Below are 798 nucleotides of genomic sequence, written 5' to 3' on the forward strand. Positions count from 1 at the left end.
ATGTTGCTGTCAGCGCATCAAATTCCGATTGGGAGATGCTTCCACGAGGAAGCAGGTTTTTACCACGTTGGTGATCAAGCTCTGCCTTTTTAAGCGAAGCTTTTGCTTGTGCTAACGCTGCTTTCGCACTTGCCACTTGTGCTTCAAAAGAAGAAGGTTCAATAGAATAAAGAAGCTGACCTTTTTCTACCATTTGTCCTTCTTCAAAATGACGAGCTTGTAAATAGCCTGAAATCTGTGCTGTGATATTGGTATCTTCTACCGCTTCAATGCGACCGATATATGATTTACTCGGTTGGTAGTCGATTACCGTGACATCCTGAGTTACGACAAGAGGCGCTTGGCTCTCTCTTTGGGCATTATTCGCTTCTCCGCATCCTGCAAGGATAGCTGTAGCCGCCATTAATGCGACAAGTGGTTTCTTTTGCATGTATTTACCGTCTTTATGGAACAGGATATTGTTGAAAACACACTAACCTTACAGACAGTAGATTCCGAATTCTCCTACATAAATTGCGTAAAATGTTTCTAAATGTAATTAATTGAAACGGGCCGAAATAAAGTTGATGCATTTGAAATCATTTTCAGATCTTCATTCACCCCACAATATAAGCAACCTCTAATCATCAATGTGATGTATGACTCATTCGTTTGCCAATTTTGACCAATAAACTCATCAATAAAGGCGGAATTGTTGCTTAGAGCTGAACAAACTCTCCTCGATTAACCATGAAAACGAATCGCTTTCACTGTAATGCTCGTATTTCGACTATTTTTTAAAAAAAAATGGGTTATCAT

1 pseudogene is annotated in these 798 nt (G+C 39.6%); it reads right to left on the reverse strand.

Annotated features, from left to right (window positions below):
• Window positions 1–430 (reverse strand): annotated as a pseudogene (gene vmeY / locus R8O10_RS24655) (multidrug efflux RND transporter periplasmic adaptor subunit VmeY); the annotation flags it as partial.
• Between the last annotated feature and the right edge of the window lie 368 nt (window positions 431–798).

It is taken from the genome of Vibrio sp. 1727, assembly GCF_033344415.1.
Lineage (GTDB): Bacteria > Pseudomonadota > Gammaproteobacteria > Enterobacterales > Vibrionaceae > Vibrio > Vibrio alginolyticus.